General features: G+C 72.6%; 19 protein-coding genes. 3 read left to right on the top strand and 16 right to left on the bottom strand.

Annotation, left to right across the window (positions count from 1 at the left end; translation table 11 throughout):
• Nucleotides 1–39: 39 nt before the first annotated feature.
• From ACIHAD_RS21930 to ACIHAD_RS21880, 11 genes are all read right to left on the bottom strand, one after another.
• Nucleotides 40–3,135, bottom strand: a complete 3,096-nt coding sequence (locus tag ACIHAD_RS21930) for a 2Fe-2S iron-sulfur cluster-binding protein (protein WP_397356399.1) — start codon at nucleotides 3,133–3,135, stop codon at nucleotides 40–42.
• Nucleotides 3,132–3,380 carry a sarcosine oxidase subunit delta gene (locus ACIHAD_RS21925; RefSeq protein WP_397356398.1) on the bottom strand — a complete coding sequence of 83 codons (249 nt, stop codon included), beginning with the start codon at nucleotides 3,378–3,380 and terminating at the stop codon, nucleotides 3,132–3,134. Before ACIHAD_RS21925 ends, ACIHAD_RS21930 begins: the two co-directional genes overlap by 4 nt.
• The gene (locus ACIHAD_RS21920; protein WP_397356397.1) at nucleotides 3,380–4,582 is read right to left on the bottom strand and encodes a sarcosine oxidase subunit beta family protein; all 1,203 of its coding nucleotides are present in this window, start codon (nucleotides 4,580–4,582) and stop codon (nucleotides 3,380–3,382) included. The genes ACIHAD_RS21925 and ACIHAD_RS21920 overlap by 1 nt, the downstream gene beginning before the upstream one ends.
• Entirely contained in the window at nucleotides 4,579–6,972 is a 2,394-nt protein-coding gene (locus tag ACIHAD_RS21915) for an FAD-dependent oxidoreductase (protein ID WP_397356763.1), read from the bottom strand. The genes ACIHAD_RS21920 and ACIHAD_RS21915 overlap by 4 nt, the downstream gene beginning before the upstream one ends.
• Nucleotides 6,973–7,054: 82 nt before the next feature.
• Complete coding sequence (locus tag ACIHAD_RS21910) at nucleotides 7,055–7,678, bottom strand: GNAT family N-acetyltransferase (protein WP_397356396.1); 624 nt, start codon at nucleotides 7,676–7,678, stop codon at nucleotides 7,055–7,057.
• Nucleotides 7,679–7,704: 26 nt separating this feature from the next.
• Nucleotides 7,705–8,463, bottom strand: a complete 759-nt coding sequence (locus ACIHAD_RS21905) for an SDR family NAD(P)-dependent oxidoreductase (protein WP_397356395.1) — start codon at nucleotides 8,461–8,463, stop codon at nucleotides 7,705–7,707.
• A gap of 1 nt (nucleotide 8,464) precedes the next feature.
• Nucleotides 8,465–10,741 carry a tetratricopeptide repeat protein gene (locus ACIHAD_RS21900; protein ID WP_397356394.1) on the bottom strand — a complete coding sequence of 759 codons (2,277 nt, stop codon included), beginning with the start codon at nucleotides 10,739–10,741 and terminating at the stop codon, nucleotides 8,465–8,467.
• A gap of 19 nt (nucleotides 10,742–10,760) precedes the next feature.
• On the bottom strand, nucleotides 10,761–11,516 hold the full coding sequence (locus tag ACIHAD_RS21895; protein WP_397356393.1) for a hypothetical protein: 756 nt from the start codon (nucleotides 11,514–11,516) through the stop codon (nucleotides 10,761–10,763).
• 52 nt (nucleotides 11,517–11,568) lie between these two features.
• Nucleotides 11,569–12,381 carry a diaminopimelate epimerase gene (gene dapF / locus ACIHAD_RS21890; protein WP_397356392.1) on the bottom strand — a complete coding sequence of 271 codons (813 nt, stop codon included), beginning with the start codon at nucleotides 12,379–12,381 and terminating at the stop codon, nucleotides 11,569–11,571.
• A gap of 9 nt (nucleotides 12,382–12,390) precedes the next feature.
• Nucleotides 12,391–13,296: a tRNA (adenosine(37)-N6)-dimethylallyltransferase MiaA gene (gene miaA / locus ACIHAD_RS21885; RefSeq protein ID WP_397356390.1), complete on the bottom strand. Its 906-nt coding sequence runs from the start codon at nucleotides 13,294–13,296 to the stop codon at nucleotides 12,391–12,393.
• Between the two features lie 40 nt (nucleotides 13,297–13,336).
• Nucleotides 13,337–13,849 carry a methylated-DNA--[protein]-cysteine S-methyltransferase gene (locus ACIHAD_RS21880; RefSeq protein ID WP_397356389.1) on the bottom strand — a complete coding sequence of 171 codons (513 nt, stop codon included), beginning with the start codon at nucleotides 13,847–13,849 and terminating at the stop codon, nucleotides 13,337–13,339.
• Between ACIHAD_RS21880 and ACIHAD_RS21875 the strand changes: the two genes are divergently transcribed.
• Nucleotides 13,848–14,756 (top strand): ribonuclease Z, encoded by a 909-nt coding sequence (locus ACIHAD_RS21875; RefSeq protein ID WP_397356388.1) that lies wholly within the window; start codon nucleotides 13,848–13,850, stop codon nucleotides 14,754–14,756. The two genes, ACIHAD_RS21880 and ACIHAD_RS21875, sit on opposite strands and share 2 nt — an antisense overlap.
• Nucleotides 14,757–14,778: 22 nt before the next feature.
• Here the strand turns inward: ACIHAD_RS21875 and ACIHAD_RS21870 are convergent, their stop codons facing one another.
• The 5 genes from ACIHAD_RS21870 to miaB all read right to left on the bottom strand — a co-directional run bounded on the left by ACIHAD_RS21870 (nucleotide 14,779) and on the right by miaB (nucleotide 19,330).
• A complete protein-coding gene (locus ACIHAD_RS21870; RefSeq protein WP_397356387.1) occupies nucleotides 14,779–15,462 on the bottom strand; it encodes a hypothetical protein in 684 nt (227 codons plus the stop codon).
• A 151-nt stretch (nucleotides 15,463–15,613) separates the two neighbouring features.
• Nucleotides 15,614–16,384 carry an isocitrate lyase/phosphoenolpyruvate mutase family protein gene (locus ACIHAD_RS21865; RefSeq protein WP_397356386.1) on the bottom strand — a complete coding sequence of 257 codons (771 nt, stop codon included), beginning with the start codon at nucleotides 16,382–16,384 and terminating at the stop codon, nucleotides 15,614–15,616.
• 77 nt (nucleotides 16,385–16,461) lie between these two features.
• Nucleotides 16,462–17,010 carry a hypothetical protein gene (locus tag ACIHAD_RS21860; protein WP_397356385.1) on the bottom strand — a complete coding sequence of 183 codons (549 nt, stop codon included), beginning with the start codon at nucleotides 17,008–17,010 and terminating at the stop codon, nucleotides 16,462–16,464.
• A gap of 267 nt (nucleotides 17,011–17,277) precedes the next feature.
• Nucleotides 17,278–17,643: a hypothetical protein gene (locus ACIHAD_RS21855; RefSeq protein ID WP_397356383.1), complete on the bottom strand. Its 366-nt coding sequence runs from the start codon at nucleotides 17,641–17,643 to the stop codon at nucleotides 17,278–17,280.
• Between the two features lie 193 nt (nucleotides 17,644–17,836).
• Nucleotides 17,837–19,330, bottom strand: a complete 1,494-nt coding sequence (miaB, locus tag ACIHAD_RS21850) for a tRNA (N6-isopentenyl adenosine(37)-C2)-methylthiotransferase MiaB (RefSeq protein ID WP_397356382.1) — start codon at nucleotides 19,328–19,330, stop codon at nucleotides 17,837–17,839.
• A gap of 137 nt (nucleotides 19,331–19,467) precedes the next feature.
• On the opposite strand from miaB, the gene ACIHAD_RS21845 reads away from it, so the two are divergent.
• Together ACIHAD_RS21845 and ACIHAD_RS21840 are read left to right on the top strand one after the other, a co-directional pair.
• Entirely contained in the window at nucleotides 19,468–20,223 is a 756-nt protein-coding gene (locus ACIHAD_RS21845) for an amino acid ABC transporter ATP-binding protein (protein WP_397356381.1), read from the top strand.
• 25 nt (nucleotides 20,224–20,248) lie between these two features.
• Nucleotides 20,249–21,100, top strand: coding sequence for a glutamate ABC transporter substrate-binding protein (locus ACIHAD_RS21840; protein WP_397356380.1), 852 nt, complete (start codon nucleotides 20,249–20,251; stop codon nucleotides 21,098–21,100).
• Nucleotides 21,101–21,228: the final 128 nt, after the last annotated feature.

Raw genomic sequence — 21,228 nt, 5'->3', positions numbered from 1 at the left:
TTCGTAAAGTCTAGGTATAGCAAGTACCCCTAAATGGTCTTATAACGCCAAAATGGCGTCCAAGAGCCACTCCGCCAGGTACGACGTGAACGACGACCTGACGTGGATCCGGTACCCGCCGGACGCCCGCCGTTCCAGGATCACCGAGGTCTTCCCCAGGAAGGTCTGCGCGTGCCCCGGGAACACGTCCGGATGCAGGTCCACGGGACAGCCGGTGACCAGGACGTCGTCCGCGTCCGGCCCGGACAGCTCCAGGATCGTGCGCTGCCCCGAGACGTCCACCCAGCCGGGCCCCGGCGCGGCGTCCCCGGTGACCAGCCACCAGGACGGGCCGAGCCGCAGCCCCACGCCGGGATCGGCGCCCCGGACCTCCCACATCGGCTCGAACGGCAGCTCGCGCAGCCGCACCGACGGCCCGCTCGCCGCCGCGAACCGCCCGGCGAAGGCCGCCGCCGGGCTCTCCCGCCCGAGAACCGGGCCGGCGGGCACGTCCTCCTCCAGGGGGTCGCCGTCGCGGCGGGCGTTGTCCTGGTCGTACAGGACCGGCTCGACGACCGTCACGCCGTGCGCCGCCGTCCCCGACACCGCCGTGAGCCGGTCGCCCGGCACGGCGTCCCTGACCATGGCCAGCGCGAACGTCCGGCCGAGCGCCGCGCTGGCGTAGCCGGAGGTCACGTGGCCCAGCATGGGCGCGCCCGGCCCGCCCCTGACGAGCTGGGCGCCCTCCTCGATCGGCGTCGCGGGGTCGTCGGCCAGCAGGCCGACCAGGCGTTTGCGGCCGTCGCGGGCGGTGTCGGGCCGGGCGTGCGAGCGTTTGCCCACGAAGTCGGGCTTGCGCGCCGAGACGATCCACGACATGCCGAGGTCCCGCGGCGTGACCGTGCCGTCGGTCTCCTGGCCGACGATGGCGAACCCCTTCTCGGCCCGCAGCACGTGCATCGCCTCGGTCCCGTACGGCACCGCGCCCAGCCCGAGCACCGCCTCCCACAACGCCCTGCCGTACGGCCAGGGCACGTTCACCTCGTAGGCCAGCTCGCCGGAGAAGCTGATCCGGAACACCCGGCCGGGCACGCCGAGCACGTCCGTCTCCGCGTACCGCATGAAGGGCAGGCCGAGCGCGCCGGGCGCGACGGCGGCGATCACCCGCCGTGCCTTGGGGCCGGCCACGGCCACCGTCGCCCAGTGGTCGGTCACCGAGGTGAAGGAGACGTCGAGCACCGGCCACTCGGTCTGCCGCCACTCCTCCAGCCAGTCGAGCACCGCGGCCGCGTTGCCGGTGGTCGTGGTCATCAGGTAGTGGTCGTCGGCGAGCCTGGTCGTGGTGCCGTCGTCGAACACCATGCCGTCGGCCCGGCACATGAGCCCGTAGCGGCAGGCGCCGACGGCGAGCGTGGAGTACATGTTGGTGTAGATCCGGTCCAGGAACTCGCCCGCGTCCGCGCCCCGGATGTCGATCTTGCCCAGGGTGGAGGCGTCCATGGCGGCGACGGACGTGCGGGCGGCCCGGCACTCGCGCGAGACGGCCGCCTCCATCGGCTCGCCGTCCAACGGGAAGTAGCGGGGGCGTTTCCACTGGCCGACGTCCTCGAACACCGCTCCGGCCGCGACGTGCGAGGCGTGCATGGCGGTGGTCCTGACCGGGTCGGAGAGCGCGCCCCGGTCGCGCCCGGCCAGCGTCGCGAACGACACCGGCGTGTACGGCGGCCGGAACGTGGTGGTGCCCACCTGCCCGGGCGCGGTCCCGAGCAGGGCCGACATCACGCCCACGACGACCGCTCCCGACGTCTTGCCCTGGTCGGCGCCGGTGCCCGCGGTGGTGTAGCGCTTGACGTGCTCGACCGAGCGCATCCCGGTCCCGGTCGCCCTGGCCAGGTCGGCCACGGTCACGTCGCGGTGCAGGTCGGCGAAGGCGGGCTCGTCGCCGTCGCCCTCGACCAGCCACAACGCGGCCGGTGGACGTGGCGGCCGCTCGTCGCACTCCGGCACGCGGAGTTCGCGGGCGGCCGATCCGGCGGCCTCCCGTCCGGCGGCGTGGCCGTCGGCGATGGCCTCGCGGGTGCCGTACAGGCCGCGGCAGGCGCCCGCGGAGCATTCGGCCTGGGCGGAGACGTCCGGGACGAACGCCTGCAAACCCTCGTCGAAGCGCACCCGTCCCCGCGACTGGCTGAACAGGTGCACGGCCGGGTTCCAGCCGCCCGCCACGGCCAGCAGGTCGGCCTCGATGTGCCGCTCCCCCACCCGCACGCCGGTCAGCACGCCGTCCGCGCCGGCCGTGGTGCCGGTCACCACCTGCCCGGCCAGGGCGTCGGGGGTGAGACCTTCGGGGCGCGGGTCGACGATCGCGGCGATCTCCACTCCGGCCGCGCGCAGGTCCTCGGCGGCCTCGTAACCGGAGTCGGCGCAGGCGAACACGACCGCGCGGCAGCCGGGGAGCACGCCGTAGCGGTTGGCGTAGGCGCGGGCGGCCGAGGCCAGCATGACGCCGGGCCGGTCGTTGCCGGGGAAGGCGAGCGAGCGCTCGTGTGCGCCGGTCGCCAGGACCACCCGGCGGGCCCTGATGTGCCACAGCCGCTCGCCGCGCGCCCGCCGTTCCACGGCCACCACGTAGTCGTGATCGTAGTAGCCGACGGCCGTGGTCCTGGTGAGCACCCGCACGCCGGACAGGTCCAGCGAGTCCACCCAGTCCAGCGCCGGCGCGCCGTCGAGCAGCACCCGGCTGTTCAGCAGGTCGCCGCCCAGGCGGGGCTGGTCGTCGAGCAGGATCACCCGGGCCTCGCGGGCCGCGGCGGCGGCCGCGAGCCCGGCCGGGCCGCCGCCGACCACCAGCACGTCGCAGTGCAGGTACCCCTTGTCGCAGCGGCGGTCGTCGGCCGCGCCGAGGTCCACCCGGCCCTTGCCGCGCAGGCTCCACGCCTCCAGCCCGTCGCGCAGCTCCACGGTCGTGGCCGCCAGCATGGGGTCGGCGCCGACGCGGACCAGGGCGTTCGGCTCCTCGGGGCCGGCCGAGAAGACGCCGCGCGGGCGGCCGGACTCCACGCCCCGGCCCACCACGCGCACCCCGTTGCGCAGCAGCGCGGCGGCCAGCGTGTCGCCCGGTTCCCCCTGGAGGGGACGGCCGTCGAAGGTGAACCTCATGGCGCCTTCCTGATCTCGTGCGTGACCGTGTGCCGCTCGACGGTGAACCAGGTCCGGCAGCCGTGGGTGTGGAACCAGCGTTCGCGGAACCAGCCCTTGGGGTTGTCGCGCAGGAAGACGTAGGCGGCCCACTCCTGGTCGGACAGCTCGGCGGGGGCCTGCGGGTAGGGGATCCCGGCCTGGCCGCCGTAGTGGAACTCGTTCTCGTCGCGGGGGCCGCAGTGGGGGCAGTCGAGGAGCAGCATCAGTGGGCCACCGCCGCCGCGCCGTGCTCGTCGATGAGCGCCCCCGTGGTGAAGCGCTCCAGCGCGAACGGCTCGGCGAGCGGGTGCGGCCGGCCGTTGGCGATCGTGTCGGCGTACACCCAGCCGGAGCCGGGGGTCGCCTTGAAGCCGCCGGTGCCCCAGCCGGCGTTGACGTAGAGGCCGTCCACGGGGGTGGCGCCGATGATCGGGGAGGCGTCCGGCGAGACGTCCACGATCCCGGCCCACGTCCGCAGCACGCGGACCCGGCTGAAGAGCGGGAACAGCTCCAGGGCCGCCGCCATCTGCGCCTCGATCACGTGGAACCCGCCGCGCTGCCCGTAGGAGTTGTACGCGTCGATGCCCGCCCCCATGACCAGCTCGCCCTTGTGCGCCTGGCTGACGTACACGTGGACGGCGTTGGACATGACCACGCAGTCGAGCACCGGCTCCAGCAGCTCCGACACCAGCGCCTGGAGCGGGTGCGACTGCAGCGGCAGCCGGATCCCGGCCCGCTCGGCCAGGACCGAGGTGTGCCCGGCCGAGGCGAGCGCGACCTTGCCCGCCGCGATGGGCCCGCGCGAGGTCCGCACGCCCGTCACCCGGTTCCCGGTGATCTCGAACCCGGTGACCTCGCACCCCTGGATCAGGTCGACGCCGTACGCGTCCGCCTTGCGGGCCAGCGCCCAGGCGACGTGGTCGTGCTTGGCGATGCCGCCGCGCCGCTGCAAGGTGGCCCCCAGGACGGGGTAGCGGGCCCGGTCGGACACGTTGACGATCGGGCAGAACTTCCTGACCTCGTCGGCGTCCAGCCATTCGGCGTCCACGCCGTTGAGCCGGTTGGCGTTGACCCGCCGCCTGCCCTCGCGCACGTCGCCCAGGTTGTGCGCCAGGTTGAGCACGCCGCGCTGGCTGAACTGCAGGTCGTAGTCCAGGTCCGCGCTCAGGCCCTCCCACAGCTTCAGCGAGTGCTCGTAGATGGCGGCGCTCTCGTCCCACAGATAGTTGGAGCGGATGATGGTGGTGTTGCGCGCCATGTTCCCGCCGGCCAGCCAGCCCTTCTCCAGGACGGCGACGTTCGTCAGGCCGTGGTTCCTGGCCAGGTAGTAGGCGGTGGCCAGGCCGTGCCCGCCGCCGCCCACGACGACCACGTCGTAGGAGGGCCTCGGATCGGGGTTGCGCCAGAGGAAGCCGGGGTGGGTCAACGTCTGATCTTCTCCATCCGGGGGTCGAACAGCGGCTCGGCGGCGACCTCCGCGGGCACGCGGCGGCCGAAGTAGGAGATGTCCACCCGCGTCCCCGGCCCGGCCAGCTCGGCCGGCAACCAGGCGTAGGCGATGGGACGGCCGACGGTGTGCCCGTACGCGGCGCTGGTGACGTACCCGACGACGCGGCCGTCGTGCGAGACCGGTTCCTTGCCCATGACGACCTCCGCGCTGAGCAGCGGCACGAGCCTGCGGGACGGCTCGGCGGAGAGCGCGTCGCGGCCGTGGAAGTCCTTGTCCGCCTTGACCGCGAACCCCAGCCCGGCCTCGTACGGGTCGTGCTCGGTGGTCATGTCCACGCCCCAGAGCCGGTAGCCCTTCTCCAGCCGGAGGCTGTTGAACGCGGCCCGTCCGCCCGCGACCGGCATCCCGGTGGCCCGGAGCGTGTCCCACAACTTGAGTCCCATGTCGGCGCCGGTGTAGAGCTCCCAGCCCAGCTCGCCCACGTACGAGACGCGCATCGCGAGCACCGGCACCTGCCCGACGTACCCGGACCGGCAGGTGAAGTAGCGGAAGTTCTCGTTGGACAGGTCCATGTCGGTGAGCCCCTGCACCAGCTCCCTGGCCTGCGGCCCCCACACGCCGACGCAGCAGGTGCCGGGCGTGATGTCTCTGATGTGCACCCCTCGGGGCGCGTGCCGGGTCAGCCAGTCGAGGTCGAGGTTGCCGTTCGCGCCGATCTGGAACCTGTCCTCCTCCAGCCGCGCCGCCGTGAGGTCGGAGCGGATGCCGCCGCCGGCGTCCAGGAGCAGGGTGTAGGTGACCGTCCCGGGCCGTTTGTCCACGTTGTTCGTGGTCATGTGCTGGAGGAACGCCGCCGCGCCCGGACCGCTGACCTCGATGCGCTTGAGCGAGGTCATGTCGTAGAGCGCGACCCGCTCGCGGGTGGCCCACACCTCGGCTGCGGCGACGGGGGACCAGTACCGGCCGGCCCACGCGTCCCGCCGGTCGGCGCCGATCCGCGGCTCTTCGAGACCGGCCAGCAGCGGCTCGTTCGCCTCGAACCAGTGCGGCCGCTCCCACCCGGCCGACTCCAGGAAGAACGCGCCCAGCTCCACCTGGCGGGGGTGGAACGGGCTGGTCCGCATCGGGCGCGGCGACTCCATGGGCTGCAACGGGTGAATGACGTCGTAGACCTCGACGAAGTTCTGCCTGCCGCGCTCCTCGACGTAGGCGGGCGACAGTTGCGCCTGCTCGAACCTGGCGAGCTCGCACTCGTGCAGGTCCACCCGCGACCGGCCGGTCACCAGCAGGTCGGCGACCGCCCTGGCCACCCCGGCCGAGTGCGTCACCCAGACGGCCTCGGCCAGCCAGAACCCGTCCAGGTGCGGCGCCTCGCCGATCAGCGGGAAGCCGTCGGCGGTGAAGGAGAAGACGCCGTTGATGCCGTCCTCGTACTTGGACTCGGCGAGCGCGGGCAGCAGGTCGGCCGCGTCGCGCCAGGCGGGGTCGAAGTCCTCCACGGTGAACGACTGGACCGAGGGCATGATGGTGCCCTTGGGGCCGATCTCGTGCTGGGCGACCGGCATGGGGCGGTGGGCGTAGGAGCCGATGCCGATGCGGTCGCCGTGCTGCCGGGCGTACAGGTCGCGGTCCTGGTGGCGGAGGATGGGGCCCTCGGGCTGCGGGGGCAGGGGGCCGGACTTCGCGTATTGGTGGGCCAGCGGCAGCAGCGGCACGCTCAGCCCGGCCATCTCGCCGATCGACGGGCCCCAGAACCCGGCCGCGCACACGATCACGTCGGCCGGGATGGTCCGGTGCTCGCCCGCGACCGCGCAGGACACGCCGGTGACCCGGCCGCCCTTCTGCTCGACGCCGGTCACGGTGTGCCCGCCGAGGAACCGGGCCCCGCGTTCGGTGGCCCGCGCCGCCTGCGTCTCGCCGCAGGCCACCGCGGCGGCCAGGCCGTCGCTGGGCACGTGCAGGCCGCCCAGCACCCGGCTCCGGTCCAGCATCGGCCACAGCCGGGCGCACTCCTCGGCGTCCAGCAGGCGGCCCTCGACGCCCCACGACTGCGCCCAGCCGAGCTTGCGGTGCAGGTCGGTCCAGCGCTCGGGGGTGGTGGCCACCTCCAGCCCGCCGACCTGCCGGAAGCAGTGCCCGCCGAGGGCGGTGTACTTGCGCACGGTGTAGGCGGCGAACTCGGTCATGGTCTTCGACGGGTTCGTCTGGAAGACCAGGCCGGGGGCGTGCGAGCTGGAGCCGCCCGCGGCGAAGAGCGGGCCCTGCTCCACCACGGTGACGTCGGTCCAGCCGCGTTCGGCGAGCTCGTCGGCCACCGCGCATCCCACGATTCCCGCTCCGATGATCACTACGCGCGGCCGACCCATCACGCCTCCGGTTGTTCCTTATTACGCAACACGCACCGGACTACGCAACGAACATAAGGCCCCGGATCCTCAGCGACAAGAGCTAGCCGAGCGGCGAGGTGTCCCGCCCGAGGTACGTCACCGGCCCCGCGTCGGCCACCGCCAGCTCGGTGAACCCGAGCCGGTCGTAGAAGGCCCGGGCGGGCGCGTTGGTGCTGACCATCCCCAGATGCAGCCGAGCCACCCCGGCGGCACGCAGGCCGTCGACGAAGGCGCTCATGAGCCGGCGCCCCCAGCCCCTGCCCTGCCAGCCGGGCAGCAGGTCGATGTGCAGGTGGGCGGGGTGGCCGGCCAGCTCGGGCACCAGCATGCGCTCGGGACGGTGGTGCAGGGCGAGCATCACGTCGTCGGGCGTGACCGGCGGGTCGGCGGGAAGGGGACAACGATCGGCGGACATCGGGATCCACTCCTCGCGGTAGCGGCGGACGAACGCCGCGGTGTCCGCCGTGCCCACGACGTAGCCGACGGCCCGGCCCGTGCCGTCGTCCACGACGTGGGCGTGCTCGGGCTCCAGGGTCACGTACGGGACGGCGAAGATGTCGCCCATGAGCAGGTCGGAGGCGTAATGGCCGCGGGCGTCGCCACCGGCGTCGGCGGTGCGCACGCAGATGTCGTAGACGGCGGCCAGATCGGCGGAACGGTACGGGCGTACGAAGGGGGCGGTCATTCCCGACAACGTACTAGAAGGACCCTCTACGTGATCAGGATGCCGCCGTCGACGGGCAGCGTCACGCCGGTGACGTACGAGGAGGCGTCACCGGCCAGGAAGACCGCCGCCGCCACCAGCTCGACCGGGTCTCCGGCCCGCTTCATCGGCACCCGCAGCTCCAGCATGCTCTCCAGGTAGCCGGGGGGATACTGCTCGGTCATCTCCGAGGCGAAGAACCCCGGCGCAAGGCAGTTGACCCGGATGCCGCGCCGGGCCGTCCACTGCTGGGCCAGGTCGCGGGTGAGCCCGGCGACGGCCGCCTTCGACGCGCTGTAGGCGGCCTGCGGCAGCCCGGCGGTGGTCGCGCCGAGGATGCTGCCGACGTTCACGATCGACGAGCCCGGCCGCATCACCCGCGCGCACGCCTGCGCCATCCAGTACGTGCCGTGCAGGTTGATCTCCACCACCCGGCGGAACTCCTCCGGCCGCTCGCGCAGCGCGGGCACGGCGGTGCCGACCCCCGCGTTGTTGATCAGCACGTCGACCGCGCCGAACTCGGCCACGGCCGCGGCCACCAGCGCGTCGCAGTCCTCCGGCACCGCCACGTCGGTCTGGAGGGCCAGGCAGCGGCGCCCGGTCTCCTCGACCAGGCGCCGGGTCTCCTCCAGCCGTTCTTTGCGCCGGGCGCCGATCACGATGTCGGCGCCGGCCTCGGCCAGCCCGCGGGCGAAGGCCACGCCCAGCCCCGACGACGCGCCCGTGACGATGGCGACCCTGCCGTCGAGGCTGAAGCGCTCCAGCACGTCAGAGCCCGTATTCCTTGACGATGCGCTCGTGCCGCTCGATCTCGACGTCGATCTCGCGGGCCAGGTCGAGCCAGGCCAGCGGGTGCACCCAGCGCTCGGTGGCGTCGTCGAGCAGGGCGTCGACCTCGGCGGCCGACACGTCCGGCGGCACCGCGACCCAGCCGAACACGCCCGGCAGCGGCTCGCCGCTGGTCGGGTGGGTGACGGTGTAGTTCTCGTCGCTGTAGACCCACATCGGCCAGCCGCGCTCGGCCATGACCTCGGTGAACTCCGCCCAGTCCTCCTCGCTCGGCGCGGCGCCGTCGAAGAAGTAGCTGGTGTAGCCGCCGGGCCGCAGGATCCGCACGGCCGCGAACGGCGGCACGAAGTTCTGCTGCTCCTGCGGGTCCTCAGGGACGGGCTCCAGCAGCTGCGGGTCGAACACGACCAGGTCGCCGGCGTTGTAGTCCATGCCGCGCGGCTGCGGCAGCGCCAGCCGGGCGGTGGCCGGGCCGGTACGGATGGACAGCACCTGGCGCTGGCCGCCGTCGGGCGCCGGGAGGATGAGCCGGATCAGGCCCATCTCCTCCTCGATCGGGCCCTGCTTGGACTTGATCGGCATGCCGATCTTGGCCGCGCCCTTGCGCACGGTGTCCCAGTCCTCCGCCGAGGTGGCCATGACGATCATGCGCCAGGTGTCCTCGTCGGTCAGCTCGTCGACCACCTCCAGCAGCACGCCGGCGGCCCTGTCGTTGTGGTCGAGCTGCTGGGCGGCGCCGGACAGCAGGCGCCTGGCCTCGATGCCGGCGCCGGCCGCGACCGCGTGCTCGGCGGCGTCGAGCGTCTCCGGCCAGCGCTCGCGGGCGCTGTGGAGGCGGGCCAGCGCGAGGTGCTGGGCGGCGTGTGGCAGCAGCGCCGCCATCTGCTCCAGCCGCTCGTCCTGGCGGGCCTCGATGAGCAGGGTGGTCAGGTAGGCCACGTCGTCGGGGTCGGCGGAGGCGGTGTCGCCCGAGTCGACCAGCAGCTTCCAGTAGATGTCGGCGCCCGCCGCGGGGAAGCCGAGGAAGCCGAGCGTGGTGGTGTGGCGGCGGGTGGCCTCAAGGTCGTCGCCGGACAGCGGCGCGAGCCAGCCCACCCACTTCTCGGGGTCGGCGTTGAAGCCGTCGGCGGCGTCGAACAGCCCGACCCGCTCCGACAGGGGGCCGGGGGCCTCCGGCTCGGAGGTGGCGTCGGCGGCGCCGCGCAGCGCGGCGACGCGCTCACCGAGGTCGCCGGTCTCGCGCAGCTCGGCCGCGCCGGACTCGGCCAGGTCGGCGAGCAGCCGGGCCTGCCACACGCCCTTCCTGGCGATGGCCAGGTCGCCCGCGACCAGCGCGAGCTCGACGCGGGCGCGGTAGCCGCCCATCATGCCGAAGTAGTCGATCCACTGGCGCAGCACCCGGCCGAGCTGCCAGGTGTTGGTGATCTGGGAGGACCCGGCCAGCTTGGCGACCGCGTTCGACCACTCGACGAAGACGCGCGGGTGCTCGCCGACCACGTCGAGGTCGGGCAGCGCGTCGACGGCCTCGGCCGTGCGGCCGAGCTCGGCCAGGATGAGCGCGCGGCGCACGCCCTCGCGGTGGGCCTTGGCGGGCGGGTCGTCGGGGGCGAAGTCGGCGGCGGCCTGCAGTGCGGCCAGCGCGTCGTCGGCCCGGCCGGCGGCCAGCAGCGCGCGGGCGCCCTCGGCGCCGAGCTCCCAGCTCGCCTCGCGCCCGGCCGTGCGCAGCCGCTCGACCGCGGACTCCGCGTAGGTGACGGCCTCGCCGGCCCTGCCCGCGTCGACGAGCGCCGCGACGTATTGGGTCACCAGGCCGCAGAAGGCGGGCCGCTCCGGGCTCATGCCCTCCAGGAAGGCGTCCACCGTCTCCAGGCGGTCGCCGGCGTAGCCGGGGCCGTCGGTGTTGGCCCACACGACGGCCATCGCCTCGACGGCGGCCGGGGTGGCCGGGCAGTCGCGCACGTCTTCGCGCTGGGCGAACGTGAGGAGCTGCCGCGCGTCGTCGATGGCCACCGCGCCCTGGGCCCGGTCGCCGATGCGGCCCATGAGGTGCCAGTAGCGGGCGTAGAACTCCAGCCAGGGCAGCTCAAGCGTCTCGGCCTGCTGGGCGATGGCCGGGGCCATCACGTCGAGCTGCGGATACCGGCCCTCGTAGGCCTGTGCGGGAAGGTCTCCCAGCGCCATGGCGAGGCCAACGTTGCCCGCCTCGGAAAGCTGCTGCTGGGTTTCGCCGACCCAGGCCCAGATGTCCACGTCCATGGGCAGTCAGTCTGCCAGGTCAACGGGCGTGCCCAAAACGCAGAAGCTCGATCAGCTCGTCCGATTCGCTGTCGCGCAGGACCGAGAAGGCCGGGGCCATCAGGTCGTCGGTGGTCTCCTCGACCTGGGCCCGCCGCGCCACGGCCTCGGGAGCGGGCGTCGCGTAGGGCTCGGGCCAGGTGAAGAACCTGGCGATCGTCACGCCGTCGGCGTAGCCGAAGGGGGTCGTGTCGTGGGTGGCGGCGAGCGTGGCCTCCAGGGGGTGCAGGCCGGCCGCGAGCACGGCGTTGGCGTGCAGGCCGCCGCGCAGCTCGCGCAGGACGTGCATGAGCTGGACGGCGCGCGCGGGCGGGTCGTCCGGCAGCGGCACCGCCCGCCAGCCCGCGAACAGCGGCGCGCCCACCGGCGAGGCCTGCGCGACGACGGGTTCGAGCAGCTCGGCGAGCCTGGCGCAGCCGTCGTAACCGCCCAGCTTGCGCCGGCCCCACTGCCTGCACGCCTCGGCGTAGAGCTCGACGGCCAGCTCGACGTGCATCTTCCTGCCGCCGTTCCAGCTCTCCTCAACATGGGCGGCGGGGAAGAAGACCGCCACCGAGGTGACCACGTCGGCGTGGCACTCGCCGAGCACCCCGCACCGCCCGCGGAAGTACAGCTCGCGCGGGCCGAGCCCGTGTTCCTCGCAGAGGGCCTTGGCCTCGCGGGAGACCATGAAACCGCCGCCGTACTGGCCGATGGGCGCCTTGACCTGAACCGCCGTGGTACGTGGGTCCGCCATCCTCAACCCCTTCTCGGTTCGGAAAGTGGACCCAGCATCCCTCAGGAGAACATCATTCTGCAAGCATCAGCTCGCCGCTCGCCAGGATCACCGCCGGACCGGACAGGTAGCTCGTGTCCTCGTCGAGGATGACCGTCAGCGAGCCGCCGGTGACCTCGACGGTCCAGGTGCCGGTGGTGTCGCCGGACAGGTGGGCGGCGGCCACGGCGGTGGCCACGGCGCCCGTGCCGCAGGAACGGGTCTCGCCCGAGCCGCGCTCGTAGACCCGCATCACCACGCGGCTGACGCCGACCGGGTTGAACAGCTCGATGTTGACGCCCGCGGGGAAGACCCCGGTGTCGAAGCCCGGCTGGCGACTGAGGTCGATCTGGACGACCGGGTCGCCGATCGCGCAGGCCAGGTGGGGGTTGCCCATGTCCACATGGAGACCGGGGTACTCGTGGCCGCCGACGCCGGCCACGCTCTCCCCCAGCACGGCGGGCTTGCCCATGTCGACCGTGATGTCGCCGTTGGGCTCGACCCGGACCCGGCGCGGGCCGCCCCTGGTGGCCAGGCAGAACTCCGTGCCCTCCACCAGCCCGGCGTCGACCAGGTATCGGGCGAAGACGCGCACGCCGTTGCCGCACATCTCCGCGACGCTGCCGTCGGCGTTGCGATAGTCCATGAACCACTCGGCCGCCGCGGCCTGCTCGGCCACCTCCACGTGCTGCTTGGTCCTGGCGACCCGGAGCACGCCGTCGGCGCCGATCCCGGCCCGCCTGTCACAGATCTTGGCCACGAGGGCGGCCGTCAGATCGAGGCCGTCGTCGGGATCGGGCAGGATGACGAAATCGTTCTCGGTGCCGTGCCCCTTGAGAAACCGCATTGCCTGAGTTTATGCCGCGCCTGGCTCCGCGATGTGCGTCAGGGAGCGTTCGAGCAGGTCGGGGGCGTCGTACGGGATCCAGCGCACCCGGGGGTCGCGGCGGAACCACGACTCCTGGCGGCGGGCGAAGCGCCTGGTGGCCCTGACCGTCTCGGCGAACGCCTGCTCCTCGCTCCACTCCCCCTCCAGGAAGCGGATGACCTGCGCGTAGCCGAGCGCGCGGCCCGCCGTGCGGCCCTCGGCCAGGCCCTGGCCGAGCAGCGCGCGGACCTCCTCGACCAGGCCCGCGGCCCACATGCGCTCGACCCGCAGCTCGATGCGCTCGTCGAGCTCGGGGCGCGGCACCTGGAGGCCGAGCTGCACGCTGGGATAGACGGCGTCGTAGGACGGCATGGTGGCCGAGAACGGCCGGCCGGAGTGCTCGATCACCTCCAGCGCGCGCACGACGCGGCGGCCGTTGCTCGGCAGGATCGCCGCGGCGGCGGCCGGGTCGAGCTCGCGCAGCCGCTCGTAGAGGAGGGCCGGGCCGCGCTCGGCCAGCTCCTCCTCCAGCCGCGCCCGGATCACCGGGTCGGTACCGGGGAACTCCAGGTCGTCGAGGGCCGCGCGGACGTAGAGGCCGCTGCCGCCGACCAGCACCGGGACGTCGATCTTCGCGAACAGCTCCCTGACCAGCCGCTGGTACTCGGCGGCGCTGGCCGTCACCGTGACGTCCCAGACGTCCAGCAGGTGGTGCGGGACGCCGCGCTGCTCGGCGGGGGTGAGCTTGGCCGTGCCGATGTCCATGCCGCGGTAGAGCTGCATGGAGTCGGCGTTGACGCACTCGCCCCCGAGCCGGAGCGCGATGTCTACGGCGAGGTCGGACTTCCCGGCCGCCGTGGGGCCCACGACGGCGATGACTGGCTGGTGGCGCACACCGTCCAGTGTGTCAACTGTCCGGGTGTGGACGGACCATCTACAGGTCGAGGAGTGTCGGCTGGAGGTATCCCTCGTGGGTCAGCAGCCAGCGCTTCGTCTCCACCCCCACGCCGCCGCTGAACCCGCCCAGCCCGTTGCCCGCGACCACCCGGTGGCAGGGCACGAAGATGGGGATCGGGTTGGAGCCCATGATCGAACCGATGCCGCGGGCGGGCACGCTCGACCCGGCCCGCCGGGCCAGCTCGCCGTAGGTGACGGCGGTGCCGTACGGGACGCCGTGGAGGGCCTGGAGCACCTGCAGCCGCGAGCCGGTCATCAGCCGCCAGTCCACGGGCGTGCTGAACGAGCGCAGCTTGCCGGCGAAATAATCGTGCAGCTCGCCGACCGCCGAGGCCGTACGATCCGCATCATGAACCTCAGCCAGGCCGAGCCTGCCGGCCAGTCCAGCGGGGGAACCCCATCCCGACGCGACCAGCCCCCGCTCGGTGACGGCCAGGACGAACGGGCCGACCGGTGTAGGCACCTCTGCGAACGCGACCGTGGTCATCATGTCCTCACGTGAACTCGTGGTGCTGGGCACCTCCAGCGCGGTACCCACCCGACACCGTAACCACAACGGGTACCTTCTGCGCTGGGACGGGCAAGGCTTCCTTTTCGACCCCGGCGAGGGTACGCAGCGGCAGATGTTGCACGCCGGGGTGAGCGCGAACGACGTCCACTGGTTGTGCGTGACCCACTTCCACGGCGACCACTGCCTGGGCGTGCCCGGGATCGTGCAGCGCATCGCCCGCGACCGGGTGCGCCATCCGGTGCGCGCGGTCTTCCCCGCCGCGGGCCAGACCTACTGGCGCAGGCTGCGGCACGCCGCCGCGTTCGCCGACACGACGGTCATCGAGGAGCATCCGGTCTCCGGCGCGCTGGCCGGGGTGGGCCCGCTGATCGCCCGCCGCCTGTCCCACCCCGTCGAGTCCTACGGCTACCGCGTCCAGGAGCCGCCCGGCCGCCGCATGCTGCCCGACCGGCTGGCCCGCCACGGCATCCGCGGCCCCGAGGTCGGCGAGCTCCAGCGCACGGGCTCGGTCCGGGGCGTCACACTCGCCGACTGCAGCGAGCCCAGGCCGGGGCAGAGCGCGGCGTTCGTCATGGACACCCGCCTGTGCGACGCCGTGTTCGAGCTGGCCTCGGGGGCCGACCTGCTGGTGATCGAGTCGACGTTCCTGTCCGCCGAGAGCGCCCTCGCCAAGGAGTACGGGCACCTGACGGCGTTCGAGGCGGGGGTGGTGGCGGCGGACGCGGGCGTGCGCAGGCTGGTGCTCACGCACTTCTCCGAACGTTACGGGTTCGCCGAGGAGCCGGCCTTCGTGGAGGAGGTGCGGCGCAGCTTCGACGGCGAGGTGATCACCGCCCGCGACCTGATGCGCATCCCCGTCCCCCGCCGCCTGCCCTACACCCCCTGACGCGCACCCGGAGATCGCGCGGTCAGCTCCACACGCCCGCGAAGTAGCCGACGCCGTAGGGCGAGGACTCCATGAGCAGGCCGCCCTTCAGCGACGTGCCTTCGGCCGCGCCCGCCAGCACCTGAAGGGCCGCGCGGCCGGTCACCCACAGCCGGTCGGCCTCGACGGGGTCGAGCGCGGCGAGCGCCGCCGCGTCCGCCCTGCCGACCGCTCCGGCGATCAGGGCGTTGTACGGCCCGGCCGCCTCGTCGTACCGACCCGGGGCGCGCGGGGTCAGGCAGGCCGAGCCGTCGGCCATGACCAGCAGCGCGACCCTGCCGACAGCGGCCAGCCCGGCGCCCACCGCCCGGCACTCTGCCGGAGCGGCATCGAACGCGACCGCCCTGGCAGGAGCCCCCTCGCCGTCGGCGGCGGGCGACCGGTCGGAGGCCCCGTCGGCGTCGTTCAGGAGCCAGCGGCCGACGGTCAGGGACAGCGGCAGCACGGGACGGCCCTCGCCCACGGTGAGCTCGAATCCCCAGGGTCGCAGGCTGCCCGCCGCGGCACCCTCGTACGAGCGCGTCGTCTCCGCCCCGCCCACCACGACCAGCGCGTCGGGGTGGGCGGCCCGGAGCGCGGCGACCGCGGCGCGACAGGCCGCGCGCAGCTCGGGCAACCCGGTCACGATCAGCGGGGTTTGCGGGCAGACGGCCGCGGCGACAAGCACGAGCGCAAGCGTACGCGCCACCTGCCGGAGACCGCCGCCCAGCCCGTCCAGGGGGTGTGGCCGTGCGGAGGGCGGTGGTCAGCCCGTCCAAGGGGCCGTGCGGAGGCGGTGGTCAGCTCGTGAGGCGTCGCGGCCCTGCGGAGGGCGGTGGTCAGCTCGTGTAAGGGTCGCGGCCCTGCTTGATCGCTGCGAACAGCCCCTGCGCGTAGGCGTGGGCCGCCTGGTGCAGGCCGCCGCCGAAGCTGATCCTGGCCACCCCCAGCTCCGCCAGCCTCGCGTACGAAGGCGCCTTCGGCCGGAACAGGATGTTCACCGGCCCGCCCACCTCGGCGACCAGGGCCGCGATCTCGTCCTCGTCCTCCAGCGTGATCGGGTACACGCAGTCGGCCCCCGCCTCCAGGTAGCGCCGCCCGCGCGCCACCGCCGCCGCCCGGTCGCCCCGGCCCCGTACGTACGTGTCGACCCGCGCGTTGATCACGAGGGCGTCGCCGGCGGCGGCCCGCATCCCGGCCAGGAAGTCCGCCTGCGCCCCGGCCTCCACCAGCTCGCCGGTACGCGGGTCGGAGTCCTCGATGTTGCAGCCCACCGCCCCCGCCTCGGCCAGCCGCTCGGCCAGCTCGCCCGGCGCGAGCCCGTAACCGCGTTCGACGTCGGCGGTCACGGGCACGTCCACGGCCCTGGCGATACGGGCGACGGCGGCCATCATCTCGCCGACCGGCGTGCTCTCGCCGTCGGCGTACCCCAGCACGCGGGACACGGCCGCGCTGCCGGTGGCCACCACCGGGAACCCGGCCTCCTGGACCGCGCGCGCCGAGGCGGCGTCCCAGATGTTGGGCAGGATCAGCGGGCTGCCGGGCACGTGCAGCCGTCGCAACGTGGCCGCCGACGTGGCCGCCGACGTGGCCGCTCTGTCAGTCGTCATGCCCGGCACCCTACGAGTGCGGCCGGCTCTCCAGCAGGTCCATTACCGGCCGGAAAGGGCGAGCCACTTGCGGGGTCTCAGCAACCGCTCTTGGCGCACTGGCCGCTGAGCTGACCCGCGGGGCCGTCGGCGGCGTTGTCACCGGCGGGCTCCGGCGCCTTGGTGGACGGCGTGCCGGGCTTCTTGCCGGTGCCCGTCTGCGTCGTGCCGCCGGTGCCGCCGTTGCGGCCGGTGCGGTCGGAACCGGTCGATCCCTTGTCGGCGGGGTCGGAACCGCCGCCCGTGTCCGTGACCGCGTCGCCCATGGCGGAGTCGTCGGAACCGTCGGTGGGCAGGCCGTCGTCGGGGGCGTCGGTGGTGGCGTCGCCCATGGTGGCGTCCTCGTCGGCCTCGAACACCTCGTCGCCGGGGCTCGCGGCCGGGGACGGACGGCCGGCGCCCTGCTCCTGCTGGGTGCTCTGGCCGGGTTTGGCCGCCAGCAGATAGCCGGCGCCGCCCGCGGCGAGCACGCCGGCCAGGGCCGAGGCGGCGATGATGACGGTCTTCCTGCTCTTGCCCGGGGGCCTCGGGGACGGGCCCGGCCCGGAGAGGATCTCCTGACGATCCGTTTCGATCGGATCACGCATGGTGGTGCAGCTCCCTGCGGTCGTATCGGGGAAAGCTCGCCGGCTTCCGCGGGTGATGGACCACACTAGCCGCATCAGCGGAATGCTCGCACACCAATCACAAAGGAATCACGACTTGTCCCCCCAAAGATCTGTTTGCCCAGGTGGCCGTCCTCGCCTGGGCGCCGCGGCCGGAGCGGCCGGGGTACTCGTCACGGCCGGCCTCGGGATTTTCCTCGCATTCACCAGTTCTCCGGAATCGCGCCCGCAAAGCCACCGTGAATTCGATCAGGAAACACCGCTTATCCCAAGATCGTATTTTCCTTCGCGGATCGCGGTCTCGCCGGTGGCCGAGCCGTCCCCGGCGCCGCCCACCCCTTCGGCGGGCCCGTGGTCGCCGGGCTGGATGGAGGCCGTGCCGGCGCCCGGCCGGCCCACGACGGCGACGGCGACGCCGGCGAAGGGCGAACCGTCCGTCCCGCTGGTGAGGCTGTCGGTCCCGCCGGTGAAGGGCGAGCTGTCGTCCCCGCTCTCTCCCAAGGTGGTTCCCACGCATCCGCCGCTCGTCGCGCCGCCGCGCCCGTCCCGGCGGGCCACCGTACGCCGTCCGGCGCCGCACGCGTCACCGCAGGCCCCGCCACGGGAACGGTCCATCCCCGAACCTGACCGTCAGGCGCCTCCCCCGCCGCCGCCTCCCTCCGTACGGGCCGGCAGGCCCGACCCGTGCGCCACGTTCGACGACTTCCGGAGGCAGCCGTGCTACAGCTTCCTCGACCGGCTCACCCGCTGACCCACGCCGGACACCCCGCCGTCCTGAAGGGGCGGCGGGGTGCGGGAACGCGGTGACTCAGTGGGCCGAGCAGGCTCCGGCGGCCGGGGCGGGAGTCGCCGGACGGCCGACGGACGGCATGCCGAGCAGCACGCCCGGGCCCTTGGCCGGGGCGCCCTGGCGGGCCTCCCAGGCGTCGCCGGCCCGCGTGCGCCGCAACGCGCGGACCGCGCCGTCGGCGACCAGGTGGTGGGGGGCGGCGTAGGTGACCTCGACCGTGACCATGTCACCGGGCCTGGGGGTCTCCTCGCCCACCGCGAAGTGCACGAGCCGGTTGTCGGCGGCGCGGCCGGACAGGCGGCGCGTGGCGTCGTCCTTGCGGCCCTCGCCCTCGGCGACCAGCACCTCCAGCGTGCGGCCGACCTGCTTCTTGTTCTCCTCCCAGGAGATCTCCTCCTGAAGGGCCACCAGGCGCTCGTAACGCTCCTGGACGACCTCCTTCGGGATCTGGTCCTCCATCGTGGCCGCCGGCGTGCCCGGACGGATGGAGTACTGGAAGGTGAAGGCGTTGGCGAAGCGGCTCCGGCGGACGACGTCGAGGGTGGCCTGGAAGTCCTCCTCGGTCTCGCCGGGGAAGCCGACGATGATGTCGGTCGAGATGGCCGCGTCGGGCATGGCGGCCCGCACCCGCTCGATGATGCCGAGGTAGCGCTCGGCCCGGTAGGAGCGGCGCATGGCCCGCAGCACCTGGTCGGAGCCCGACTGCAACGGCATGTGGAGCTGGTGCATGACGTTGGGCGTCTCGGCCATGGCGGCGATGACGTCGTCGGTGAAGGCGGCCGGGTGGGGCGAGGTGAAGCGCACCCGCTCCAGGCCCTCGACGTCGCCGCAGGCGCGCAGGAGCTTGCCGAAGGCCAGCCGGTCGCCGAACTCGACGCCGTAGGTGTTGACGTTCTGGCCGAGCAGTGTCACCTCCAGGACACCCTGGCCGACGAGCGTGCGCACCTCGGACAGGACGTCGCCGGGACGGCGGTCCTTCTCCTTGCCGCGCAGCGACGGCACGATGCAGAACGTGCAGGTGTTGTTGCAGCCGACCGAGATCGCGACCCACGCCGCGTAGGCCGACTCGCGCTTGGTGGGCAGGGTGGAGGGGAAGACCTCCAGCGACTCCTTCAGCTCGACCTGGGCCTCGCCGGCCACCCGGGCCCGCTCCAGCAGCACCGGCAGAGATCCGATGTTGTGGGTGCCGAAGACGACGTCCACCCAGGGCGCCTTGCGGACGATGTCACCCTGGTCCTTCTGGGCCAGGCAGCCGCCCACCGCGATCTGCATGCGCGGGTTGCTCGTCTTGGCCGGCCGCAGGTGGCCGAGGTTTCCGTAGAGGCGGTTGTCGGCGTTCTCCCGCACGGCGCACGTGTTGAACACGACGACGTCGGCCGTCTCGCCGTCGGGGGCCGGCACGTAGCCGGCGTCTTCCAGCAGGCCGGAAAGGCGCTCGGAGTCGTGCACGTTCATCTGGCACCCGTATGTGCGCACTTCGTACGTGCGGGCGCTCTCCTGGGTCACAGTCATGGCAGGTTCAAGGGTAGTCGTTGTCCGGCTCGCGGCAGCCGCCCCCGTCTAAAACACCAGCTTGACGGCACGATGTGACCGGATCGGTACCACCTGGTTAGTGACCAGCGTCTTAATGCCCTCTACCGTTTTGGTCCATGACGGAGAACGGCGACGCCACTCCACTCGTTCAGTTGGAGGGCGTCAACAAGCGCTTCGGGGCTTTGCACGTCCTGAAGGACATCAACTTGACCGTCTCTCGTGGCGAGGTTCTGGTGGTCATCGGGCCTTCGGGCGGTGGGAAGTCCACGCTCTGCCGGACGATCAACCGCCTGGAGACCATCGACGACGGCAGGATCGTGTTCGACGGCCAGGTGCTGCCCGAGGAGGGCAGGTCGCTGGCCAGGCTGCGGTCCGAGGTCGGCATGGTGTTCCAGTCCTTCAACCTGTTCGCGCACAAGACCATCCGTGAGAACGTCACGCTCGGCCCGATCAAGGTGCGCCGCAAGGACCGCCGGTCGGCCGACACGCGGGCCATGGAACTGCTGGAACGGGTGGGCATCGCCGCGCAGGCGGACAAGTACCCGGCCCAGCTCTCCGGCGGCCAGCAGCAGCGGGTCGCGATCGCGCGTGCGCTGGCCATGGACCCGAAGATGATCCTCTTCGACGAGCCCACCTCGGCCCTGGACCCGGAGATGGTCCAGGAGGTGCTCGACGTGATGATCGGGCTGGCACGTGACGGCATGACGATGATGGTCGTCACGCATGAGATGGGATTCGCCCGCCGGGCCGCCAACCGGGTGGTCTTCATGGCGGACGGGCAGATCGTGGAGGAGAACACCCCCGACGAGTTCTTCACCAACGCGCAGACCGACCGCGCGCGTGATTTCCTTTCGAAGATCCTCACGCACTGAGATTTTGAGGCAGGTATACATGCACATGCGTCGTTTGGGAGCGGTGGTCACGGGAGTGGGCATGCTCGCCGCTCTGGCCGCCTGCGGCGGTGACAAGACCTACGCCAGCGTCCTGGAGAAGGTCCAGGACGGCGGCAAGGTCGTGGTCGGCACCAAGTGGGACCAGCCGAGCCTGGGCTTGAAGAAGGGGTCGGAGCCCGAGGGCTTCGACGTCGACGTCGCCAAGGCCGTGCTGAAGGAGATGAACGGCGGCAAGGACGCCACGATCGAGTGGAAGGAGTCGGCCTCCTCCAACCGCGAGCCCTTCCTCCAGAACGGCACCGTCGACATCGTCTTCGCCACGTACTCCATCACCGAGGAGCGCAAGGGCAAGGTGTCCTTCGGCGGCCCGTACGTGATCGCCCACCAGGACATCATGGTCCGCAAGGACGACACCGCGATCAACACCCCGCAGGATCTCAAGGGCAAGAAGATCTGCAAGGCGGCCGGCTCCAACTCCTACAAGCGCGTCACCGACCCGCCCCCGGACGGCAAGCTCGACATCGACGCCACGACCGTCGACGCCGCCACCTACTCCGAGTGCGTGCAGAAGCTGTCGGGCAGCAACCTCGACGCCGTCACCACCGACGACCTGATCCTGGCGGGCTTCGCCAAGCAGGCCGGCGGCAACTTCAAGGTGCTCGGCCAGGGCTTCACGGACGAGAAGTACGGCATCGGCCTGAAGAAGGGCGACAGCAAGACGTGTGAGGCCGTCAACACCGCGGTGAAGAAGCTGTGGGACAACGGCACCATGAAGCAGCTGCTGGAGAAGTGGTTCGGCGGCATCCAGGGCCTGAAGCTGTCGGAGACCGCGCCCCCGGCCGAGGGTTGCAGCTAGTCACGCCAGAGGCGGGGGGCGGGGGGCCCGCCCCCCCCCCCCCCCCCGGGGGGGGCCCGGGGTTTGAAAAAAAAAAAATCATACACAACCCACCCAGGGGGTGGGTGGGGTAAAAAAACAAGATCAGG

The organism is Nonomuraea sp. NPDC052265 (assembly GCF_044547985.1).
Classification (GTDB): Bacteria; Actinomycetota; Actinomycetes; order Streptosporangiales; family Streptosporangiaceae; genus Nonomuraea.
This window is presented reverse-complemented; position numbering and strand designations above follow the sequence as displayed.